Annotated in this window: 7 protein-coding genes; all 7 read left to right on the top strand. The window is 32.1% G+C overall.

The features are described 5' to 3' along the window. Positions 1–67, top strand: a 67-nt coding sequence (gene rpmC, locus ACKI5C_RS01285) for a 50S ribosomal protein L29 (protein WP_407431257.1), incomplete at its 5' end; no start/stop codon positions are given. Continuing rightward, positions 68–406, top strand: a complete 339-nt coding sequence (gene yciH, locus ACKI5C_RS01290; protein WP_292608534.1) for a stress response translation initiation inhibitor YciH — start codon at positions 68–70, stop codon at positions 404–406. Positions 407–489: 83 nt separating this feature from the next. Continuing rightward, positions 490–768, top strand: coding sequence for a ribonuclease P protein component 1 (gene rnp1 / locus ACKI5C_RS01295; protein ID WP_407431251.1), 279 nt, complete (start codon positions 490–492; stop codon positions 766–768). Positions 769–779: 11 nt separating this feature from the next. Further along, positions 780–1,097 (top strand): 30S ribosomal protein S17, encoded by a 318-nt coding sequence (locus tag ACKI5C_RS01300; RefSeq protein ID WP_292608539.1) that lies wholly within the window; start codon positions 780–782, stop codon positions 1,095–1,097. Positions 1,098–1,102: 5 nt separating this feature from the next. Next, positions 1,103–1,501 (top strand): 50S ribosomal protein L14, encoded by a 399-nt coding sequence (locus tag ACKI5C_RS01305; RefSeq protein ID WP_292608541.1) that lies wholly within the window; start codon positions 1,103–1,105, stop codon positions 1,499–1,501. Positions 1,502–1,510: 9 nt separating this feature from the next. Further along, positions 1,511–1,861, top strand: coding sequence for a 50S ribosomal protein L24 (gene rplX / locus ACKI5C_RS01310; RefSeq protein ID WP_407431253.1), 351 nt, complete (start codon positions 1,511–1,513; stop codon positions 1,859–1,861). Position 1,862: 1 nt separating this feature from the next. Continuing rightward, positions 1,863–2,296: 30S ribosomal protein S4e (locus ACKI5C_RS01315; protein WP_407431255.1), on the top strand; the 434-nt coding region annotated here is incomplete at its 3' end.

Genomic DNA, 2,296 nt, shown 5'->3' on the forward strand with positions numbered 1-2,296 from the left:
TAGAGAATTAAAAAGAACAATTGCTCGTGTTCTTACAATATTGAATGAAAAACAGAAGGAGAATTAAATGTCAAAAATCTGTGATGTATGTGGGCTTCCTGAAGAACTTTGTGTTTGTGAAGAAATTGCACGTGAAGTTCAGACTCTAAAAGTTTTTACAGTTAGAAGAAGATTCGGAAAACTCATGACAATTATCGAAGGTATAGATGAACATGACATAGATATCAAAGAACTCACTAAAACACTCAAAGCTAAATGTGCTTGTGGTGGGACTGCTAAAAATGGCCAAATAGAACTTCAAGGTGACCATAAAGTTAAGGTTAAAGAAGTTTTATCTGATATGGGTTTTTCATCTGATACTATCGAAATTCGTGAATCTAAGAAGAACAATAAAAAAAGGAGATAGTTCATCTATTCGATATGTTTTTCAATAAAATTTTGTAATTTTCTGCATGATTTATTGTAAATATTTCATTAAGAGATGGGATTATGATTACTTCTAAAAATTTGGTTCACCATGAATTCATCGGATTGAGGGTTCAGGTAACCGGTGAGAAGAATTCATCTCTTAAATTAATAGGAACAATTATTGATGAAACTAAGAATACCATTAAAATTGAGGATGAGAATAAGACTGAAAAGATTATTCCAAAAAAAGGTTCAATTTTTGTGTTTGAACTTCCAAACGGGGAAAAAATAGAAATTAATGGTACAATTTTATCAATTCGTCCTGAAGATAGAATAAAAAAAAGATTTAAAAAAATATAAATGGTGATAATATGGTTGGGCTTAATGTTCAAGAACCAGAAACTACATGTGATGATCCTAACTGCCCTTTCCACGGAACTTTACCTGTAAGAGGTCAAGTTTTAGAAGGTGTTGTTGTAAGTAATAAAGCGGAAAGGACTATTACTGTTGAACGTAGTTACTACAAATTCATTAGAAAATATGAAAGATATGAAAAAAGGAAATCCAAAATTAACGTTCACAAACCTGATTGTTTAAATGTTAATGTTGGAGATTCCGTAAAAGTTGCAGAATGCAGACCATTGAGTAAAACTAAACATTTTGTTTTAGTTGAAGTTAAAGGAGAGTAAATATTATGAAACCATTAACCTCAAATGTTTCTAAAGCATTACCAATTGGAGCAACTTTACAATGTGTTGACAACACTGGTGCACGTGAAATCGAAATTATTTCCGTAAAAGGATTTAAAGGTGTAAGAAGAAGATTGGATGTTGCTGGTGTTGGGGATTTAGTTGTTGCTTCAGTTAAAAAAGGAACTGCTGACATGAGAAGAGAAGTTGTTAATGCAGTAGTAGTTAGACAGAAAAAAGAATACAGACGTGCTGATGGTCTTCGTGTTAAATTTGAAGATAACGCAGCTGTAATCATTACTCCTGAAGGAATCTTAAAAGGTTCAGAAATTAGAGGTCCTGTTGCTAAAGAAGCAGCTGACAGATGGCCTAGTGTTGGTAGTGCAGCAAGTATTTTAGTATAAGGTGAAAAAATGTCAAAACAACCAAGAAAACAAAGAAAAGCTCTTTACAATGCTCCTGCTCACGCACGTGGAAAACATTTAAGTGCTTCTTTAAGTAAAGATTTAAGGGCAAAAGTAGGAAAAAGATCTTTACCTATTAGAACAGGAGATAAAGTTAGTGTTGTCCGTGGAGACTTTAAAGGACATGAAGGAGAAGTTCTCAGTGTAGATTACACTGCTTACAAAGTAACTATTGAAGATGTTACTTTATCAAAACCTGATGGAACTGCTACTTTCCTTCCTGTTGATCCATCTAACTTAGTAATTATTGAAGCAGATTTAAAAGACGATAGAAGAATTAAAAATAAAGGAGATAATTAAAATGGCTAAAATGGGATCTAGAAAACATCTTAAAAGATATAAAGCACCTAAATCTTGGCCTATTCATCCTAAAGAAGACACTTGGACTGTAAAACCTTCCGCAGGTTCTCATTCCATTAATGATTCTATTCCATTAACTTTAGTTATCAGAGATGTTTTAAAATTAGCTGATAACTCCAGAGAAGCTAAAAGAATTATCAACTCCGGTAATGTTTTAGTTGATGGAAGAGTTGTTAAAGATTACAAATTCCCAGTTGGTTTCATGGATATCATCGAAATTCCAAAAACTGGTGAATCTTACAGAGTTCTTTTAGATAGAAAAGGAAGATTACAATTAGATTTAATTGATGATAATAGTGCTAAATTATCTAAAATTGTTAATAAATCTACCATTAAAGGTGGTAAAACTCAATTAAACCTTCACGATGGTAAAAA

The organism is Methanobrevibacter sp. (assembly GCF_045646045.1).
Lineage (GTDB): Archaea > Methanobacteriota > Methanobacteria > Methanobacteriales > Methanobacteriaceae > Methanocatella.